Origin of the sequence: Thalassococcus sp. BH17M4-6 (genome assembly GCF_049323015.1) — a bacterium.
Taxonomy (GTDB): domain Bacteria; phylum Pseudomonadota; class Alphaproteobacteria; order Rhodobacterales; family Rhodobacteraceae; genus Puniceibacterium.
On record NZ_JBMPGU010000007.1, the window covers coordinates 117,991 to 133,752 of the forward strand.

16 protein-coding genes are annotated in these 15,762 nt (G+C 64.0%); 13 read left to right on the forward strand and 3 right to left on the reverse strand.

From position 1 onward, the window contains the following. Positions 1–72: 72 nt before the first annotated feature. From ACOXXX_RS11790 to ACOXXX_RS11805, 4 genes are all read left to right on the forward strand, one after another. A complete protein-coding gene (locus ACOXXX_RS11790) occupies positions 73–978 on the forward strand; it encodes an aminotransferase class IV (protein ID WP_422826785.1) in 906 nt (301 codons plus the stop codon). After that, positions 975–1,253 carry a hypothetical protein gene (locus ACOXXX_RS11795; protein WP_422826786.1) on the forward strand — a complete coding sequence of 93 codons (279 nt, stop codon included), beginning with the start codon at positions 975–977 and terminating at the stop codon, positions 1,251–1,253. Before ACOXXX_RS11790 ends, ACOXXX_RS11795 begins: the two co-directional genes overlap by 4 nt. Before the next feature lie 3 nt (positions 1,254–1,256). Continuing rightward, positions 1,257–1,973, forward strand: a complete 717-nt coding sequence (locus ACOXXX_RS11800) for an HAD family hydrolase (protein WP_422826787.1) — start codon at positions 1,257–1,259, stop codon at positions 1,971–1,973. 128 nt (positions 1,974–2,101) lie between these two features. Next, entirely contained in the window at positions 2,102–2,518 is a 417-nt protein-coding gene (locus ACOXXX_RS11805) for a DUF7282 domain-containing protein (RefSeq protein ID WP_422826788.1), read from the forward strand. Between the two features lie 178 nt (positions 2,519–2,696). Here the strand turns inward: ACOXXX_RS11805 and ACOXXX_RS11810 are convergent, their stop codons facing one another. Continuing rightward, on the reverse strand, positions 2,697–3,926 hold the full coding sequence (locus ACOXXX_RS11810) for an argininosuccinate synthase (RefSeq protein WP_422826789.1): 1,230 nt from the start codon (positions 3,924–3,926) through the stop codon (positions 2,697–2,699). A 125-nt stretch (positions 3,927–4,051) separates the two neighbouring features. Between ACOXXX_RS11810 and ACOXXX_RS11815 the strand changes: the two genes are divergently transcribed. Genes ACOXXX_RS11815 through ACOXXX_RS11825 form a run of 3 tightly spaced genes read left to right on the forward strand, consistent with a single transcriptional unit; the run spans position 4,052 to position 6,879 of the window. Further along, positions 4,052–4,804, forward strand: coding sequence for a hypothetical protein (locus ACOXXX_RS11815; RefSeq protein WP_422826790.1), 753 nt, complete (start codon positions 4,052–4,054; stop codon positions 4,802–4,804). 27 nt (positions 4,805–4,831) lie between these two features. Further along, on the forward strand, positions 4,832–6,058 hold the full coding sequence (gene ilvA / locus ACOXXX_RS11820; protein ID WP_422826791.1) for a threonine ammonia-lyase IlvA: 1,227 nt from the start codon (positions 4,832–4,834) through the stop codon (positions 6,056–6,058). Further along, positions 6,058–6,879: an SDR family oxidoreductase gene (locus tag ACOXXX_RS11825; RefSeq protein WP_422826792.1), complete on the forward strand. Its 822-nt coding sequence runs from the start codon at positions 6,058–6,060 to the stop codon at positions 6,877–6,879. Before ilvA ends, ACOXXX_RS11825 begins: the two co-directional genes overlap by 1 nt. 16 nt (positions 6,880–6,895) lie before the next feature. Here ACOXXX_RS11825 and ACOXXX_RS11830 read toward each other — a convergent pair whose 3' ends face one another. Next, positions 6,896–7,228 (reverse strand): Hpt domain-containing protein, encoded by a 333-nt coding sequence (locus ACOXXX_RS11830; protein ID WP_422826793.1) that lies wholly within the window; start codon positions 7,226–7,228, stop codon positions 6,896–6,898. 150 nt (positions 7,229–7,378) lie between these two features. Here ACOXXX_RS11830 and ACOXXX_RS11835 point away from each other — a divergent pair, with 150 nt between their 5' ends. Beyond that, positions 7,379–8,650: a PP2C family protein-serine/threonine phosphatase gene (locus tag ACOXXX_RS11835; RefSeq protein WP_422826794.1), complete on the forward strand. Its 1,272-nt coding sequence runs from the start codon at positions 7,379–7,381 to the stop codon at positions 8,648–8,650. 7 nt (positions 8,651–8,657) lie between these two features. On the opposite strand, the gene ACOXXX_RS11840 is transcribed toward ACOXXX_RS11835, so the two are convergent. After that, the gene (locus tag ACOXXX_RS11840) at positions 8,658–9,095 is read right to left on the reverse strand and encodes an NUDIX hydrolase (RefSeq protein WP_422826895.1); all 438 of its coding nucleotides are present in this window, start codon (positions 9,093–9,095) and stop codon (positions 8,658–8,660) included. A gap of 74 nt (positions 9,096–9,169) precedes the next feature. Between ACOXXX_RS11840 and ACOXXX_RS11845 the strand changes: the two genes are divergently transcribed. The 5 genes from ACOXXX_RS11845 to ACOXXX_RS11865 all read left to right on the forward strand — a co-directional run bounded on the left by ACOXXX_RS11845 (position 9,170) and on the right by ACOXXX_RS11865 (position 15,744). Further along, positions 9,170–10,159 carry an Hsp33 family molecular chaperone HslO gene (locus ACOXXX_RS11845; RefSeq protein ID WP_422826795.1) on the forward strand — a complete coding sequence of 330 codons (990 nt, stop codon included), beginning with the start codon at positions 9,170–9,172 and terminating at the stop codon, positions 10,157–10,159. Beyond that, positions 10,143–10,748 (forward strand): CoA pyrophosphatase, encoded by a 606-nt coding sequence (locus ACOXXX_RS11850; RefSeq protein WP_422826796.1) that lies wholly within the window; start codon positions 10,143–10,145, stop codon positions 10,746–10,748. Before ACOXXX_RS11845 ends, ACOXXX_RS11850 begins: the two co-directional genes overlap by 17 nt. Then, positions 10,745–11,908 (forward strand): CCA tRNA nucleotidyltransferase, encoded by a 1,164-nt coding sequence (locus tag ACOXXX_RS11855; protein ID WP_422826797.1) that lies wholly within the window; start codon positions 10,745–10,747, stop codon positions 11,906–11,908. Before ACOXXX_RS11850 ends, ACOXXX_RS11855 begins: the two co-directional genes overlap by 4 nt. 162 nt (positions 11,909–12,070) lie before the next feature. Continuing rightward, complete coding sequence (locus tag ACOXXX_RS11860; protein ID WP_422826798.1) at positions 12,071–13,915, forward strand: ABC transporter ATP-binding protein; 1,845 nt, start codon at positions 12,071–12,073, stop codon at positions 13,913–13,915. Further along, positions 13,912–15,744 (forward strand): ABC transporter ATP-binding protein, encoded by a 1,833-nt coding sequence (locus ACOXXX_RS11865; protein ID WP_422826799.1) that lies wholly within the window; start codon positions 13,912–13,914, stop codon positions 15,742–15,744. The genes ACOXXX_RS11860 and ACOXXX_RS11865 overlap by 4 nt, the downstream gene beginning before the upstream one ends. Positions 15,745–15,762: the final 18 nt, after the last annotated feature.

A 15,762-nucleotide genomic window follows, 5' to 3' on the forward strand; every position in this document is an offset into this window, starting at 1 on the left:
CGCGCATCGGGCAATGGACTGTCACCGATTGTCACGCCAAGGTGAGAAGAGGTGACACCGCAGGAGCCTGCCATGACCGATGTGACAACCCACCAGGCCGAAGAGGATGCGCGCAACGCCGATATCCTGATCTGGCTCAACGGCGCGCTGAAGCCCAAGGCGCAGGCGCTGGTCAGCGTCTACGACAGCGGGTTCATGCTGGGTGACGGCGTCTGGGAAGGCCTGCGGCTTTACGACGGCCACTGGGCGTTCGCCGACAAACATCTCGACCGGTTGTTCGAGGCGGCGAAGGCCATCGATCTCGACATCGGAATGACCCGGGACCAGCTGCTATCGGCTTTGTCAGAGACGCAAAAGGCCAACGGCATGACCACCGATGCCCATGCCCGGCTGATGGTGACCCGCGGGGTCAAGACGCGGCCGTTCCAGCATCCATCGCTGTCCCGGCAGGGCCCGACCGTGGCCATCATCATGGAACATTCGCGCCCGTCCATTCCCCGTCCCATCCGGCTGGCCACCGTACCGCACCAGCGCGGGTTGCCGATGACGCAGGACCCGAAACTCAATTCGCATTCCAAGCTCAACTGCATTCTGGCCTGCATCGCCGCCGAAAAGGCCGACGCGGACGAGGCGCTGATGCTCGATGTGCATGGCTTCGTGAACACCACCAACGCCTGCAACTTCTTCATCGTGCGCAACGGCGCGGTCTGGACCAGCACCGGCGACTACTGCATGAACGGGATCACCCGGCAAAAGGTCATCGACCTTTGCCATGTCAACGGTATCCCCTGCTTTGAGCGAAATTTCTCGCTGGTCGACGCCTATAGCGCGGACGAGGCGTTCCTGACCGGGACCTTCGGCGCGCAAACGCCGGTGGGCAGGATCGACGGCCGGCAGATCGGCACCGGCCAGATGGGGCCTGTGACCGAGCGCCTTCGCACCCTCTACAAATCCCTGATCGAGGAAACCTGCCGATGAAACGCCTCTCCCTCTTTGCCAGTGTCTTGGCGCTCATGGCCTGCACGCCGCCCGCGCCCCTGCCACCCGACGGGTCGGATATTCCCTGGTCCGAGGCGGTCGAGCTTTTTCAGCAGTGCCGGGTCGAAACCGCGTTTCAACTGCACGACCGCACCGTAACGCTCACCCTCAAGGACGGCACAACCCTGCACACGGTCACGCCCCGCCTTGATGACGTAGTCCGGCCCGGCGTCATGCCGCCGCGCTGCGACGACGTCGGGATCATTATGGAGTAGCCGATGAGACTGGCCATGTGGTCCGGGCCGCGCAATCTGAGCACGGCGATGATGTACAGTTTCGGCAACCGCGCCGATTTTCACGTGGTGGACGAGCCATTCTACGGCCCCTACCTGCGCAAAACCGGGCTGGACCACCCGATGCGGGCCGAAATCATCGCCGACCGCCCGGAAAGCGCGCAAGAGGTGGCGGCATCCTTGCTGGGTCCGATCCTGGATGGCAAGCCGCATGTCTATCACAAGCACATGGCGCAGCACATGATCCCGGGCATCTCCCGTGACTGGATGGCGGATTGCACCAACGTTTTTCTGATCCGCCACCCGGCGCGGGTTGTGGCGAGCTTTGCCGACAAGTACGAAAATCCGACGCTGGACGACATCGGCTTTGTCCAGCAGGCCGAGCTTTACGCGCTGGCCAAGGCGCTGGGCCAGACCCCGGTGGTGATCGACAGCGCCGACATCCGCCGCGACCCCGACCGAATGCTGCGCGCCTTGTGCGAGGCCATCGACCTGCCGTTCGATCCCGCGATGCTGCGCTGGCCCGCAGGCGGTCATCCCCAGGATGGTGTCTGGAAGAAAGTCTGGTACGCCTCCGTTCACACGTCCACCGGGTTCGCCGGGGCCGAAGGGCCTTTGCCACAGCTTGATGGCCCGATGGCCGATCTGGCAGCGCGGGCGCTGCCTTATTACGAAGACATGGCGGCGGCGAAACTGAGCTGACGACCCGGTGGCCAGCAGCCGCAAAAAAAAATTTGCCGCCCCTGAAACTCTGCCAGCCGATCTTCCGTGACTGTTACCAGCGACCGGGTAAATGGCCCTGTCCTCAGTCCTGAATGGGAGAGATGATTATGAAGACACTTCTGATGACCACCGCCGCCCTGACCGTATCCGCCGGCATGGCCTTCGCCGCCGCGCATGGCATGGCCCCCGCCGTCGAAGCCACCGACCAGTCGGTCGAAAATGGCGTCGTCAGCGCCTCCAAGGTCGTGGCGCCCGCCAACGGCTGGCTGGTCGTGCACCGCACCGATGCGGACATGAAGCCCGGCCCTGTCGTCGGTTACGCGCCCCTGCGCGAAGGCGAAAACATGGATGTGGCCGCGATTCTGCAGGAAGACGTGGCATCGGGCGACATGCTGATGCTGATGGTTCACAGTGAAGAGGGCGGCATGTCCACCGGTGTGTTCGAATACACCCTGGGCGCCACCGAAGATGGTCCCATCAAGCCCGATGGGAACCTTGTCATGACGGTCGTCACCGCCGAGTAGTCCTTCAAGGACGACCGTCAGAGCGTCGGGAATACTGCGGAGTTGACGACGCTCGGGAACCGCCGGGTCCTTCGGGGCCTGGCGGTTTTCTTTTGTCTGCCATTCTTCTTGGCAAAATACCTCCAGAGAGCACGAGAGACAGCGTCTCTCGTATGCCGCAGGCATTCCGGGCGCGTTTCTAGCCCTTCAAACGCCGCTTCCGCGTGGCCAGAAGCTTCAGACGCAGCGCGTTCAGCTGGATGAAACCGGCGGCGTCCTTCTGGTCGTAGGCGCCTGCATCCTCTTCGAAGGTCACGTGCTGTTCGGAATACAGCGAATGATCCGACCAGCGCGCCACGGTCCGCGCGGACCCCTTGTAAAGCATCAGCTTGACCGTGCCGGTCACGTGTTCCTGGCTCTTGTCGATCAGGGCCTGCAGCATCTCACGCTCGGGGCTGAACCAGAAACCGTTGTAGATCAGCTCTGCATAGCGGGGCATGATCGAATCCTTGAGGTGCCCCGCGCCGGAATCCAGTGTGATCTGCTCGATCCCGCGATGCGCCTCGAGCAGGATGTCGCCGCCAGGGGTTTCGTAGATGCCACGGGATTTCATGCCGACAAAGCGGTTTTCGACAAAATCCAGCCGTCCGATCCCGTGTTTCCGACCGTAATCGTTCAGCCTGGTGAGGATCGTGGCAGGGCTCAAAGCTTCGCCGTTGATCGATACCGCGTCGCCCTTCTCAAACCCGATCTCGATATACTCGGGCGTGTCGGGGGCCTGCGTCACCGGATCGTCGGTGCGCTGGTAGACGTAATCGGGCGCCTCGACGCCCGGATCTTCCAGCACCTTGCCCTCGGACGAGGTGTGCAGCAGGTTCGCATCCACGCTGAACGGCGCCTCGCCCCGCTTGTCCTTGGCGATGGGGATCTGGTTGGCTTCGGCGAATTCCAGCAGCTTGGTCCGGCTGGTGAGGTCCCATTCCCGCCAGGGGGCGATCACCTTGATGTCCGGATCCAGCGCATAGGCCGCCAGTTCAAAGCGCACCTGGTCGTTGCCCTTGCCGGTGGCGCCGTGGGCCACGGCGTCGGCACCGGTTTCGGCTGCGATCTCGACCAGACGCTTGGAAATCAGCGGCCGCGCGATCGAGGTGCCCAGAAGGTACAGCCCTTCGTAGACCGCATTGGCGCGGAACATCGGAAAGACGAAATCGCGCACGAATTCCTCGCGGATATCCTCGATATAGATGTTCTGGGGCTTGATGCCCAGCATCTCGGCCTTCTTGCGGGCCGGATCCAGCTCTTCGCCCTGGCCCAGATCGGCGGTGAAGGTCACGACCTCGCAGCCGTATTCCGTCTGCAGCCATTTCAGGATGATCGAGGTGTCGAGGCCACCGGAATAGGCCAGGACGACTTTTTTGGGCGCGGACATGGGCGTTTCCTCTGTCAGGTTTGGCGCGGCGATTACCCGGTTTTCAGGGGCGGGGCAAGGTTTGGCCATTTGCCTTGCGCCACCGCCGTGCTAGCCAAGGCCAAGGCAACCGACAGGAGACGGCGATGAAGGGCTGGCAGATATTTGCACATTCGGTGCGGCTGGTGTTTTCCAACCTTGAACAGGCGCTTCGCGTCTCGTTGGTGCTGTATCTGGTGCAGGTGGCCAACCAGGTCGCGTTCTTTCTGAACCCGCCCGAAATGGTCGAGGTTGGCGGGATGAGCTATCCAGAAATGTCTGCTGGGGGCACGTTTCAGAGCCTGATCCTAGGTCTTCTGGCGGTGGTCGCGAGCCTTTGGATCGCCGTGGCGTGGCACCGCTTCGTGCTGGCCGAGGAATATCCGCAAGGCTGGCTGCCGCGCTGGCACGGGTCCAACATGCTCAGCTATCTGGGCCGGTCGATCCTTGTCGGGCTGCTGATCACGCTGGCTGTTCTGGTGGTGTCGGTCCCGCTGGGTCTGATCACCATGGCCGCGCCGGGCCTGGCCGCGCTGCTGCCAATTCTGATGGTGGGCCTGGCCGCTTTCCTGTTCTTCCGGCTGTCGGTGATGCTGCCTGCGGCGGCGCTGGGTCACAAGATGAAGCTGGGCGAGGCGTGGGAGGAAACCTCGGGCGAAACCGACACGATCCTGGTACTGGCGGCGGTCGTCGCCGGGGCCAGCATCCTGATCCAGTTGCCGACAATGCTGAACGGCGATCCCGGGTCGTTCATCAGCCTGATCTACGGGTTGGTGGTGAACTGGTTCGCAACGATCATCGGCATTTCCCTGCTCACCACGCTTTACGGCCATTTCATCGAAAAACGCCCCATCGACTGACCCCGCCCCACCGGTGCAAGGACCGCCATGACCGACTTTCAGGACCGTGCCCGCGAGGCCACAACGCAGATGCGCGGGGTCTTTGCCGCCACGCCTCTCTTGCGCAATGCGCATCTGTCAGACCGGTTCGAGGCCGATGTCTGGCTCAAGCGCGAAGATCTGTCGCCGGTGCGCAGCTACAAGCTGCGCGGGGCCTTCAACGCGATGCGCAAGCAGGATGGCGTGGCGCTCTTTGTCTGTGCCAGTGCGGGCAATCACGCGCAGGGCGTTGCCTTCATGTGTCGGCATTTCGGTGTCCGGGGTGTGATCTTCATGCCGGTGACGACACCCCAGCAGAAGATCGAGAAAACCCGGATGTTCGGGGGTGACGCCATCGAGGTGCGGCTTACGGGCGATTATTTCGATGATACGCTGCGCGCGGCGCAGACCTTTTGCGCCGAGGCGGGGGCGCATTTCCTGTCGCCCTTTGACGATGAGGACGTGATCGAAGGCCAGGCATCAGTCGCGGTCGAGATCGAGGAACAGCTGGGCGGGCTGCCCGATCACATCGTGATCCCGGTGGGCGGCGGCGGGCTGTCGGCGGGTACGATCAGCTATTTCGGCACCGGCTGCCAGTATACCTTTGTCGAACCGTCGGGTGGTGCCTGCCTGCAAGCCGCGTTGATGGCAGGCAAGCCGGTCAAGCTGCCGAAGGTCAACACCTTTGCCGACGGCGCGGCGGTCGGGCAGATCGGCGAACGCACCTTTGCGCGCCTTAGCGGCGTGGGTCTGGCCAACGTGCTGACGATCCCCGAGGACCGGCTGTGCACGACCATGCTCGATATGCTCAACGTCGAAGGCATCGTGCTGGAACCGGCGGGCGCGCTGGCGGTCGACGCGCTCAAGGATCTGGGACAGGCGATCCGGGGGCGTACGGTGGTCTGCGTCACCTCTGGCGGGAATTTCGATTTCGAACGGTTGCCCGAGGTCAAGGAACGCGCGCAGCGCTATTCCGGGGTGAAGAAGTATTTCATCCTGCGCCTGCCGCAGCGGCCCGGTGCGCTGAAGGACTTCCTGAATATTCTCGGCCCTGAGGATGACATCGCCCGGTTCGAATACCTCAAGAAATCTGCGCGCAACTTCGGGTCCGTGCTGATCGGGATCGAAACCACCGACGCGGCGAATTTCGATCATTATTTTGCCAAGCTCGACGCACAGGGGTTCACGTATCAGGACATCACCGATGACGAGCTGCTGGCGCAGTTCGTGATCTGATGGCGCTGCGCGGAAAGACCGCTGTGGTCACGGGTGGTGGGCAGGGCATCGGGCGCGCGATCTGTCATGCGCTGTCGGCGGCGAGAATGCAGGTGGTGGTCAGCGACCTGCTGCCCGATCTGGCCTCCCGTGTCGCGAATGAGGTCGGCGGCATCGCGGTGCCCTGCGATGTGAGCGAGCCCGAAGAGATCGCCGCGCTGGTGTCGGCTGCGGAAGACCGGTTTGGCGCGATCAACCTTTTCTGCTCCAACGCCGGGTTCGCCAAGGGCGATCCGGGCGGCGCGGTGTCTGCGCCGGATGCGCAATGGCAGGCGTCCTGGGACGTGCACGTGATGGCGCATGTGCGTGCCGCGCGGCTGGTGCTGCCGGGGATGATCGCGCGGGGGGAGGGGGTACTGGTCAACGTCGCCTCTGGCGCGGGTCTGCTGAACCAGATCGGCGATGCCGCCTATTCCGCCACCAAACACGCCGCCGTCAGCCTGGCACAGTCGCTGGCGATCACCCATGCGGATCAGGGCATTCAGGTGGCCGTGGTCTGCCCGCTTTATGTGGCCACGCCCTTGCTAGGGTACGATGATTCCGCGCGCGAGGCGGTGCCGCATGACCGCGTGCTGCGCCCCGAGGATGTCGCGCAGTCGTTGATGGAGGGGCTCGCCGAAGGCCGATTCCTGATTCTGCCGCATGCCGAAGCGGGCGAATTTGCACGCCGCCGCGCCACCGATCCCGAAGGCTGGATCAGGGGCATGCAGGCGCTGCGCCGCCGGGTGATGGCCGAACTGGGGCCGGAAAGCGATCTGGTCGATCTGCACAAGCTGATCTGAGCCTGCGTCAGCGGTCTCAGGCGGCGAACCTTTCCTGCATGCCGTCCAGAAATTGCGCTTTTGAGATAGCGTAGACACGCATCACCTCGTCCGGGTCGACACCGTCCATCTGTCCAAGACCGGCAGAGGCTTCGCCCGACTGGCACAGCTCTGCCATCGCCTGGAATCCCAGGTTGAGCGCACCGCCCTTGAGGAAATGATAGGCCGCTTCCAGCGCGGCCGCGTTCGTAAGGGATGTCAGCGTATCCAGCGTGCCTTCCACCTCTTCGAGGAAAAGGTCGATGACCTCCTGAAAATCCTCGGCGCCGATTTCATCACGCAGTTCCGTCACGCGGGTCCAGTCGATCATGGTCTGTCTCCTTTCTTCGACTGTCGCGCGGATATCTGAAGACGGCGCTAAAGGCTCTGACGGATTGCACGGCATTTTAGGGTTCACGCCGTGTTAAACCCCGGGCCTTAGGCAGGCACGGTCGTATAAGTTCGCCCAAAGGTATTGCCCGTGCCGCTGCCCCTCCCCAAGACCGCCCAGGTCCTGCCGCTTAACGGGCCGATCCGGCGGGTGTTGCTGGTGGACGACAGCCGCCTGCAGCTGCGCATCATGACGGCCCTGCTGGAAAAACTTGGCCTTGAAGTGCAAAGCGCGCTCAGCGCCGAGGAAGGGCTGGCACTTTGCGCCGAGGCAGAGCCTGATCTGGTCATTTCGGACTGGATGATGCCGGGCATGGACGGGCTGGAATTCTGCCGCCGGTTCCGCAAGTTGTCGCGCAACAGCTACGGATATTTCATCCTGCTGACCTCGAAATCCGAAAAGGGCGAGATCGCGCGTGGGCTGGACGCCGGGGCCGACGATTTCCTGACCAAACCGATTGCTTCGGACGAATTGCGTGCGCGTATCAGTGCGGGCGCCCGGATCCTGAGCATGGAGCGGGAGCTGAGCAAGAAGAACCGTGTGATCTCGGACACGTTGGCAAAGTTGCAGGCGGTCTACAACGATATCGAACGCGATCTCAAACAGGCCCGCAACATTCAGGAGGCTTTGGTCCCTGAACACACCCGCACCTTCGGCAAATCGCGGGTCAGTCTGCTGCTGAAACCCTGCGGCCACGTGGGTGGTGATCTGGTCGGGATGTTCAGCCCGGCGCGGGATCGCGTCGGGGCCTACAGCATCGACGTGTCGGGGCACGGCATCACCTCGGCGCTGGTGACGGCGCGGGTCGCGGGGTACCTGAGCAGCCGGTTTCCCGATCAGAACCTGGCGCTGGAACGGCGCGACACCGGCAAACACGCCCTGCGCCCGCCGGAAGAGGTGGGTCTTTTGCTGAACGAACGGCTGGCCGCCGATCCGGGTGTGTCGGAATACCTGACCATGCTTTATTTCACCGCGAATCTGCGCACCGGTCGCATCGACATGGTGCAGGCCGGGCATCCGCCGCCGCTGCTGCTGCGCGCCGACGGCAGTGCGGAATTCTTCGGGGCGGGCGGCGTGCCAATCGGCCTGATTGATTCGGTGTCCTACGAACGCCAGACGATCCAGATGGCCACGGGCGACCGCCTACTGATCTACACCGATGGTTTTACAGAGGCGGTGATGAAAGGCGGCGCCATGCTCGAGGAGGAGGGGCTGCTCGCGCTGGTCCGGGAACACGACGAAAAACCGTCGGGGATGGAGTTTCTCGATGACCTTTTCTGGCGCTTGCGGCGCGACATGTCACCCGAGGTCGGGATGGAGGATGACGTTTCCGCCGTGCTGCTGGAATACGGCGGCAAATAACGCCCGATCACAGGCCGAAGCGGCGCAGGAACGCCCGATCGCCGGGATTGCCCAGCTTGCGTGCGGCCAGGTCGGCGGACATCCACGCGGCGATATGCGCAGGCTCTGACGGCGGGCCGAGGGGCCTGACCGGGCGAGCACGGTAGATGATGCAGAGCTTTTCCGCCCAGAGATCGTATTCCGGCATGAAGGTGAAACGGCGAAAGCAGCCCAGCCTGCGCGGCGCGGCGATGCGCCAGCCGGTTTCCTCGAACACCTCGCGGTGCAGGGCGGTGATCGGATGTTCGCCGGGGTCGATGCCACCGCCGGGCAACTGGAACTCTGGCCAGGGCTCTGACTGGTGGGTCAGCAGAAGCTGGCCGCCGCGCGGCAGGATCGCATAGGCACCGGGGCGCAGGGTGTAGCGCCGACCAGGTTCGGGGGTTGGGCCGTATCGGCGGATCATGCTGCCCCTTGGACTCTGTGTCATGGCTCTTATATGCAGCCGGTATGCCAATCCGCGGCAAATAAGGAAACCCCATGACGCTTGGAACCAAACTCGCCTGGGACGACACCGTCCTGCCCTTTCAGCTTGACCGCTCGGATGTCCGCGGCCGTGTCGCGCGGCTGGACGGTGTGCTGGGTGGTATCCTCAAGCAACACGACTACCCCCCGCAGGTTGAGGCGCTGGTCGCCGAGATGGCGTTGCTGACCGCGCTGATCGGCCAGACCATCAAGCTGCGGTGGAAACTGTCGTTGCAGGTGCAGTCGAAAGGGGCGGTGCGGATGATCGCCACAGATTTCTACGCGCCCGCCAGCGAAGGTGAACCGGCGCAGATTCGTGCCTATGCCAGCTTCGATCCTGACCGCCTGACCGATGGCCCGGCGATGGAGCAGATCGGTGACGGCTATTTCGCGATCCTGATGGATCAGGGGCAGGGGATGCAGCCCTATTCGGGCATCACCCCGCTGACCGGTGACAGCCTCGCGCATTGTGCGGAAACCTATTTCGCGCAGTCCGAACAGCTGCCGACCCGCTTCCAGCTGAGCTTTGGCAAATCGTCCGAACCCGGCGTGGCCGAACACTGGCGCGCGGGCGGCGTGATGCTGCAGCACATGCCCAAGGCGTCGCCCTTTGCCAAGGACGGCGGATCGGGCGAAGGCGGGCTGCTGCAGGCGGGCGACATTCTGGACGAGGATGAAAGCGAGAACTGGAACCGTGTGAACTTTCACCTCGACACGGTGGAAGAGCTGGAACTGATCGGACCGGCGCTGCCGCCGACCGATCTGCTGGTGCGCTTGTTCCACGAGGAACAGCCGCGGGTCTTCGACGCGCAGCCGGTGCGGTTCGGCTGTACCTGTTCCGAGGATCGCGTGCGGCAAAGCCTGTCGATCTATTCGGCCAAGGACATCGAGAAGATGACTACAGACGATGGACGGGTGACCGCCGATTGCCAGTTCTGCGGCGCGCATTACGATCTGGACCCGGCCACCGTCGGGTTCGAGGCTGCAGATGAGCAGAACGGCTGAACAGCTCAGCGCCCTGACACGGGCCTTGGATGCGGCAACGCAGGCATCGTCGGATTACGACCTCAACCCCGAGGTGGTCCTGCCTGCCAACCGCGTCCTGCGCCCAGCGGGTGTTCTTATCGCGCTGGTCGATGGCAGCGACGGGCTGGACGTGATCCTGACCAAACGGTCGTCGCGGCTCAAGCATCATCCGGGGCAGATCGCCTTTCCGGGCGGCAAGCAGGACGATGGCGACCGCGACGTCACCGATGCCGCGCTGCGCGAGGCCGAGGAAGAGGTCGGATTGCCGCGGCACAGGGTCGAGGTGTTGGGACATTTGCCCAGCCATGAAACCGTCACCAGCTTTCGCATGACGCCGGTGATCGGCCGGGTCACCGGCCGGTTCGATCCGGTGGCAGAACCCGGCGAGGTCGAAGAGGTGTTTTCCGTCCCGCTGGCACATGTCACCGATCCGGGGCGGTTTTCGGTGCAGTATCGGCGCTGGCGTGGCACGCGGCGGCATTACTTCACCGTGCCCTTCGGTCCCTATTACATCTGGGGTGCGACGGCGCGCATCCTGCGCGGCCTGGCGGACCGGATGTCGCAATGACGCGCATCACCGATCCCTGGCTGATGCAGCCCGCGACGCAAGCTGTCCTTGGGCTGCTGACCGACGCGGGGCATCAGGCCTACGCGGTGGGTGGCTGCGTGCGCAACGCGCTGCTGGGCGCGCCGGTGCAAGATGTCGACATCGCCACCGACGCCCTGCCTGAAACAGTCACTGAACTTGCCGAAAACGCCGGCCTCAAAGCCGTCCCGACCGGCATCGCGCATGGCACCGTCACGGTCGTGGCCGACGGGATGGGGTTCGAGGTCACGACCTTTCGCGCCGATGTCGAAACCGATGGCCGCCATGCCGTCGTGCGCTTTTCCGACGATCTGGCCGAGGATGCGCGCCGCCGCGATTTCACGATGAACGCGCTTTATGCCGATGCGCAGGGCAATGTGATCGACCCGCTGAAGGGTCTGCCGGACCTCAGGGCCCGCAAGGTCCGGTTTATCGAGGATCCGGCGCAGCGCATCGCCGAAGACTACCTTCGAATCCTGCGGTTCTTTCGCTTCAACGCATGGTATGCCGACCCCGAGCAGGGCTTTGATCCAGAGGCGCTGGCGGCCATCGCGGACAGTTTGGACGGTCTGGCTGGCCTTTCGAAGGAACGCGTGGGTGCGGAAACGCTCAAGCTTCTGGCCGCGCCCGATCCGGCCCCGGCGGTTGCCGCGATGCAGCGCGTGGGGGTTCTGGGCCGGTGCCTGCCCGGGGCAGAGTCCCGGGCGCTGGCCCCGCTGGTGCATTTGGAGCACCAGCACGGCATGGCCCCCGATCCGCTGCGGCGGCTGGCGAGCCTTGGCGTATTCGACGGTGCCCCGCTGCGACTGTCGAAGGCGCAGCAACGGCGGATTGAGCTGTATCAGAGCCTGATTGGCGCCGCGGATTCTCCCGGTGCCATCGGATTTCGTCACGGTGCGGAGATGGCGAAGGATGTGCTGTTGCTGCGGGCCGCGATGCTGGAAACACCGCTTGATGCGGGTGACCTTCTCAGGGCTGACGAGGGGGCCAAGGCCGGTTTCCCGGTCTCGGCACAGGATCTCATGCCCGCCTTCAAAGGGCCGGCCCTTGGGGCGGAACTGGTCCGGCTCGAAGCGCTTTGGATCGCGTCCGGGTTTCGCCTGAGTCGCGACCAGTTGCTGGACCTTGCCGCCAAGGGGTGACAGGCGGCGGATTCCGGTGTATGTGAGCGGCATCCGAATGGAGACAATCAATGGATAACACGCGCCTCATTCCAAGCTTCGCCTGAACAGCGAACCTGCGCGTGCGGGTGAGCGTTTGGCCTCACCCCGTCCTTTCTTGTCCTGCCGATTTCGGATTTCCCCATGTTCCGCATCTTTGAATCCCTGGTCGACCCCTATGTCGACTATCCCGAAGACGACCGTCCGCCGCAGCGGCTGGCGCCGTTCCTCATGCAATATGTCCAGCCGTTTCGCGGCCTCTTCGTCGTGGCGACGCTGCTGTCGGTCGTCGTGGCCGGCGTCGAGCTTGGCCTCATCTGGGCGATGGGCTGGATCGTCGATATCCTGACCGGCGATCCCGCGCAGGTCTGGGCCGATCATGGCACCATGCTGATCTGGATGGCGCTGGCGATCCTGCTGCTGCGCCCGCTGGTGCAGGCGCTGGATGTGCTGGTGCTGAACAACGCGATCCTGCCGAACTTTACCACCGTCGTGCGCTGGCGGGCGCATCGGCACGTACTGCGCCAGTCTGTCGGGTGGTTCGAGGATGATTTCGCCGGGCGCATCGCCAACCGGATCATGCAGACGCCGTCGTCGGCCGGGGAAGCGGTGTTTCAGGTGTTCGACGCGCTGTCCTACGCCGTGGCCTATGCCATCGGCGCGCTGCTGCTGCTGGGCGGGGCCGAACCCTGGCTGATGCTGCCGCTTGTGCTGTGGCTGGTGCTTTACGGTTTCCTCATGCGCTGGACGATCCGGCGGATCGGGCCCGCCTCCAAGGCGGCGTCGGATGCGCGGTCGCAGGTCACGGGGCGGGTCGTTGACAGCTATACCAACATCCACTCGGTCAAGATGTTCGCGCATCACAACCGAGAGCTTGAGTATGCGCGCGAGGCGATCGAAGAAACGCGCACCTCTTTCCAGCGCGAGATGCGGCTCTTCACCATCATGGACGTGGTTCTTGTGGGTCTGAACGGCGTGCTGATCGTGGGCGTGGTGGGGCTGGCCGTGGCCTTCTGGATGACCGGCTCGGCCACCGTGGGGGTCGTGGCGGCGGCGACCGCCCTGACGCTGCGCCTCAACGCGATGACCGGCTGGCTGATGTGGGCGCTGACCAGCTTTTTCCGCGAACTCGGCGTGGTGGCCGAGGGGATGGAAACCATTGCCCAGCCTATCACCCTGACCGACGCGGACGGGGCCAAACCGCTGGTGCTGAGCGAAGGCCGGATCGAGGTGGACGGCCTGAGCCATCACTACGGCAATGACGTGGGCGGTCTGGAGCGGATCAGCCTGACCATCCAGCCCGGCGAAAAGGTCGGGCTGATCGGCCGGTCCGGGGCGGGCAAATCGACCCTCGTGAAGCTGCTTTTGCGCTTCTACGACGCCGAAGAGGGGCGCATCCTGATCGACGGGCAGAACATCAGCCGGGTCACCCAGGACAGCCTGCGGCGCAATATCGGCATGGTCCAGCAGGACAGCGCGCTGTTGCACCGTTCGGTCCGGGACAACATCCTTTACGGTCGTCCCGATGCGTCCGAGGCCGAGGTTATTGCCGCCGCCAAACAGGCGCAGGCGCATGACTTCATCGGTGATCTGCAGGATCCGCAGGGGCGGCGCGGCTATGACGCGCATGTGGGCGAACGGGGGGTCAAGCTTTCGGGCGGTCAGCGGCAGCGGGTGACGCTGGCGCGGGTGATCCTCAAGAATGCGCCGATCCTGCTGCTGGACGAGGCGACGTCGGCGCTGGATTCCGAGGTCGAGGCGGCGATTCAGGACACGCTTTATGGCATGATGGAGGGCAAGACCGTGATCGCGATTGCCCACAGGCTCAGCACCATCGCCCATATGGATCGCATTCTCGTGATGGATCAGGGCCGGATCGTCGAAGAGGGATCGCATGACGCGCTTTTGGCGAAAGGCGGACTATATGCCCAGTTCTGGAAGCGCCAATCAGGGGGCTTTCTGGACATCGACACGGACGCAGCTGAATGAACCCCGACAACTGGATCGACCCTTTCCAACCCGCCGACGGCCCGCCGCCGCGCAGCCTTCTGGCGTTTTTCCGCTGGGCACTGGCGGGGGCGGGCAAGGTCATTTCCTTTGTCGGCGCGCTGTCGATCCTGGCGGGCGTGGCCGAGGTGGTGGCCGCGCTCTTGCTGGGATGGGTCATCGACGCGGCCCTGAACACCGGGGTTTCGGGTCTGTTCGCGCAGAACACCTGGCTCTTCGGCTTTGCGCTGGTGTTCTTTCTGGGCCTGCGTCCGGCGGTGCTGGGGCTCAGCTCTTTCGCGCAGACGATCCTGCTGCAGCCGGCGGTGATGAACCTCGTGCTGTCGCGGCTGCACCGGTTCACGCTGGGCCAGTCGGTCACCTTTTTCGACGACGATTTCGCAGGACGGATCGCACAGAAGGAAATGCAGACCGCGCGGGCGCTGAACGACACGGTGACCGAGATCATCCAGACCGTGCTTTTCGCACTCGCCTCGGTGATCGGGTCGATCTTGCTGCTGGGCACGGTCGACTGGCGCATCGCCGGTGGTCTGCTGGTCTGGATGGTCGCTTATGGTTTCCTGATCCGGCACTACATGCCCCGCATCCGCACCCGGTCCAAGGCGCGTGCCGCGGCGCGGGCGATGGTGACGGGGCAGGTCGTGGATACCGTGACCAACATCAAGACCGTGAAGCTTTTCGCGCATCACGAACACGAGGATCGCGCGGCGCTGAATTCGATGGACAGTTATCGCAAGCGCTTTCTGGAATTCGGCTATGTCTCTGTCGCGTTCCGGTTCTGGCTGATGGCTTTGGCCGGGGTTCTGCCGGTCCTGCTGGTGGGCGGGGCGCTGTGGTACTGGACGCTGGGGGTCATTTCCGCCGGTGACATCGCCGCCACCGGAGCCATCAGTCTGCGGCTGGCGCAGATGACCGGCTGGGTCAGTTTCACGCTCATGAGCCTTTATGCCAACGTGGGCGAGGTCGAGGACGGCATGCGCACGCTGACCCCGCCGCACCGGCTGGTGGATGCGCCGGATGCGCGGGATCTGCATGTGACCGATGGTCGGATCGAGCTGGAAAACCTGGGCTTTGCCTACGGGCGCGACAGTGGCGGGATCGAGAATATCTCGCTCACCGTGCACCCGGGCGAAAAGCTGGGAATCGTCGGCGCCTCGGGGGCGGGCAAGTCGACGCTCGTGGCGCTGCTGTTGCGGCTTTACGACCCCGAAGAGGGGCGGATCCTGATCGACGGGCAGGACATCGCAAAGGCCACGCAGGAAAGCCTGCGACGCAAGATCGGCATGGTCACGCAGGAAACCGCGATGTTCAACCGGTCGGCCATCGACAACATCCGCTATGGCAAGCCCGATGCGACGAAAGACGAGGTCATTGCTGCCGCCCGCAAGGCCGAGGCGCATGACTTCATTCAGGACCTGCAGGATCATTTCGGCCGCAAGGGCTATGACGCCCACCTGGGCGAACGCGGCGTGAAACTTTCTGGTGGCCAGCGCCAGCGGATCGCTCTGGCTCGCGCCATTCTGAAGGACGCGCCGATCCTGATTCTGGACGAGGCGACAAGCGCGCTTGATTCCGAGGTGGAGGCGTCGATTCAGGGCGCGCTTCATCGGGTGATGGAAGGCAAGACCGTGCTGGCCATCGCGCACCGGCTGTCGACGATTTCTGACATGGACCGCATCGTTGTGCTGGATCAGGGTCACATCGTGGAAACCGGCACCCATGACCAGCTGCTTGCCAGGGGCGGGCTTTATGCGCGCTACTGGGATCGGCAGTCGGGCGGCTTCCTCGATGCGAAAAGCGCGGCGGAGTGAGCCGAGCCTGCACATCGG

What these genes read in the sequence shown, in the direction of transcription:
- ACOXXX_RS11865 (WP_422826799.1), top strand. Translation starts at nt 13,912, where the DNA reads ATGAACCCCGACAACTGGATCGACCCTTTCCAACCCGCCGACGGCCCG.
- ACOXXX_RS11855 (WP_422826797.1), top strand. Translation starts at nt 10,745, where the DNA reads ATGACGCGCATCACCGATCCCTGGCTGATGCAGCCCGCGACGCAAGCT.
- ACOXXX_RS11825 (WP_422826792.1), top strand. Translation starts at nt 6,058, where the DNA reads ATGGCGCTGCGCGGAAAGACCGCTGTGGTCACGGGTGGTGGGCAGGGC.
- ACOXXX_RS11800 (WP_422826787.1), top strand. Translation starts at nt 1,257, where the DNA reads ATGAGACTGGCCATGTGGTCCGGGCCGCGCAATCTGAGCACGGCGATG.
- ACOXXX_RS11805 (WP_422826788.1), top strand. Translation starts at nt 2,102, where the DNA reads ATGAAGACACTTCTGATGACCACCGCCGCCCTGACCGTATCCGCCGGC.
- ACOXXX_RS11815 (WP_422826790.1), top strand. Translation starts at nt 4,052, where the DNA reads ATGAAGGGCTGGCAGATATTTGCACATTCGGTGCGGCTGGTGTTTTCC.
- ACOXXX_RS11790 (WP_422826785.1), top strand. Translation starts at nt 73, where the DNA reads ATGACCGATGTGACAACCCACCAGGCCGAAGAGGATGCGCGCAACGCC.
- ACOXXX_RS11840 (WP_422826895.1), bottom strand. Translation starts at nt 9,095, where the DNA reads ATGATCCGCCGATACGGCCCAACCCCCGAACCTGGTCGGCGCTACACC.
- ACOXXX_RS11850 (WP_422826796.1), top strand. Translation starts at nt 10,143, where the DNA reads ATGAGCAGAACGGCTGAACAGCTCAGCGCCCTGACACGGGCCTTGGAT.
- ACOXXX_RS11830 (WP_422826793.1), bottom strand. Translation starts at nt 7,228, where the DNA reads ATGATCGACTGGACCCGCGTGACGGAACTGCGTGATGAAATCGGCGCC.
- ACOXXX_RS11810 (WP_422826789.1), bottom strand. Translation starts at nt 3,926, where the DNA reads ATGTCCGCGCCCAAAAAAGTCGTCCTGGCCTATTCCGGTGGCCTCGAC.
- ACOXXX_RS11860 (WP_422826798.1), top strand. Translation starts at nt 12,071, where the DNA reads ATGTTCCGCATCTTTGAATCCCTGGTCGACCCCTATGTCGACTATCCC.
- ACOXXX_RS11845 (WP_422826795.1), top strand. Translation starts at nt 9,170, where the DNA reads ATGACGCTTGGAACCAAACTCGCCTGGGACGACACCGTCCTGCCCTTT.
- ACOXXX_RS11795 (WP_422826786.1), top strand. Translation starts at nt 975, where the DNA reads ATGAAACGCCTCTCCCTCTTTGCCAGTGTCTTGGCGCTCATGGCCTGC.
- ilvA (WP_422826791.1), top strand. Translation starts at nt 4,832, where the DNA reads ATGACCGACTTTCAGGACCGTGCCCGCGAGGCCACAACGCAGATGCGC.